2 protein-coding genes are annotated in these 2,508 nt (G+C 49.4%); both read left to right on the top strand.

The features are described from left to right. Window positions 1-827 (top strand): DUF3945 domain-containing protein (locus QZ310_RS13625; protein WP_297073833.1); only part of this gene is annotated, 827 nt, incomplete at its 5' end. Between the two features lie 96 nt (window positions 828-923). After that, window positions 924-2,508 (top strand): DNA topoisomerase (locus QZ310_RS13620; protein ID WP_297073831.1); only part of this gene is annotated, 1,585 nt, incomplete at its 3' end.

Raw genomic sequence — 2,508 nt, 5'->3', positions numbered from 1 at the left:
AGCCGGACCTGTCTCAGGAGTTCTGCGGTGTGAAGTTCACCAAGGAGGACAAGGAGATGCTCAAAAATACCGGCAACCTCGGCCGTGTAGTGGAAATCACAGATGCCAACGGCAACAAGATTCCGTCGTTTGTCAGCATTGACCGCATGACACACGAGTTGCAGGTTTCCCCGGCGAACATCTATATCCCGAATAAAATCTCCCAGACAGAACTTTCGCCCAAGGATATTGCCATTCTTAAATCCGGGAAACAGTTACCCAAGGACTTCACCGACTCCAAAGGAGCTACATATCCTGTCGTGCTTCAATACAGCGCAGCTGAACAGAAAGTAGAGTTTGTTCCCCGTCCGTGCCGCCTCGAAAACATTCAGAAGCAGGAGGAAGTCAAGAAGGATAATCAATCCGAGACCCCCAACAACGGTGCCAAGGAGCAGGAGAAGAAGCAGAGCTGGACTCTCGAAGATGGCAGTATCAAGCCAATAGGTAAATGGAGCAATGTTCATTTCACCGACCAGCAGAAGGCTGATTATGTCGCCGGAAAAACGGTGAAAGTTGAAGGCTACATCGACAAACAGGGTAAGGAGTCAACTGTCTATGTCAAGTTTGACCCGGTAAAGGGACGTCCGTTCCCTCATTCCACTAATCCCGATGAGGCTCAATCCATCAAACCCGCCGCTGAGAGTGAAACCCAGTTCGCCGTTAACAACGATGGCAAGACCAATGAAGCGACCAAGAATGTCAATGAACCTCTCCAAAAGGGTCAGACCGCCCCGAAGGATGAGGAACAGCAGAAGCAACAGCGTAAGCCCAAAGGTCCTAAAATCTAACCACTCCCTATAACCCCAACGAGTGCCGGCAGATGATGCCGTCTGTCGGCACTCTTAAAAATCAACCCAATAAAAATTTCTAAAAAACATACTACTATGATTACCGTAATCGCACAATCCGCACGTATCGCACGCACAATCTCTTACGCTCTTGGCGCAGACTTCGAATATAATGGCTACTATGCCAACGAGAAATACTTCATCACATGGACCTATGGTCACATGGTGGAACTCTCAGCACCCGGCATGGGACGTGATTTCTGGCTCTCGAACCAGTCGTTCCCAATCCTCCCGGAGAGTTTCCCTCTCACTCATGCACCTTCCCAGCACGCCTCCGGACGCTATATGCCGGACCCTCAGCTTGCAGTCATCAAGCACCTGCTTGAAAAGAGCAGGAAGGTGATTCTTGCTACAGACCCCACCGACCGTGGCGACCTTATGGCTGGGTATCTTCTCCGCTTCCTCAATTTTGAGGGAAAGATGGTTAGAGTTGCACTCAACGATCTGATGCACGAAACAATCAAGAACGCTATTACCTATCCATCGGATAACACCTCCGGATTTGCCGACAATCTGAGACAGCTGGAACTTTATGACCGTATGGACTGGCTCACAAATCTCAACATCAACCGTGCCATCGCCTTCTCTGTAGGTCGCAATACATACCCTGTGTCCCGCACATCGCTTCCAATTCTGCACCTTGTGGCAGAACGCGAAAAGGCAATTAAAGAATTTTCGCCCAAGAAGTCGGTAATCCCGACAATCACAGTAAGGGATTCAGACGGAGGTGTATTCTCTTTCCGCTGCGCTGATGAGTGGAATGAAATTCCTGAGGGTTTCAATGAGGCGGTTAAGGCCGGCGCACCCGTAGAGGTTGTCTCTATCGAAACGGAGCAGGTCGATACAAAATCGCCTAAGCTGCTGAACATCGAAGAACTCCAGAAAATGGCCGCGCTACATTTTGGAATGGATCCACTGGAGACATACCGTATAGCAAGGGGGCTGTATGAGAAGAAAAGAATCTCATTCCCCGGCAGTTCCCGAGAGGGTTTGATTCGTCGTGATTTCGACGATTTCAAGAAGGATGTATATCCGGCAATGTGTAACGCCAAATGCTTCAAGGCACTCATGGGAGACAATTACTCTCCCTACTATACCACTTCCGCCAAATCCTTGTACAACAGGCCTCATGGTATTGTACTAACCGCTTTCCCCTTTGTGGGTCTCTCAGATGATGAGCGCAAAATCATATACCTCGTTGGAAGAGGTATGCTCGCTACCTTCCAGCGTAGCTTCCGCAGAAATCTAACCAAAGTAACCCTCGCTTGTGGCGGTTATTCGTTCATCGCCAAGTATGTGAAGGTGGTTCGCACTGGCTGGGTGAGATTATTCGATGACACTATCAGGTCTTCACGAGCTGTACCCAATGTGGAGATAGGTCAATCTCTGACCGTTGAGTCGGTCGGCAAGATTGGGCGAACCACGAAGCAGCCGGCACCAATGGTTGACTTTACTTTGCTCAAAACGGCACTCTCACTGCATGAACCGGACTGTAAAGAGAATGTAGTGAAAGATATACGCTATCTGCGTTCACACGGGTATCTCCACCGAAATCTTGCAGGTGAGTATTCCTTGACGGAAAAGGGACAGGCTCTCGCGTATGTCACTCGCGACATGAAAA

Source organism: uncultured Duncaniella sp. (genome assembly GCF_910577345.1).
In the GTDB taxonomy this organism is placed as follows: Bacteria; Bacteroidota; Bacteroidia; order Bacteroidales; family Muribaculaceae; genus Duncaniella.
Note: the sequence above shows the minus strand (reverse complement) of the source record. Positions and strands in the feature narration are given on the sequence as shown.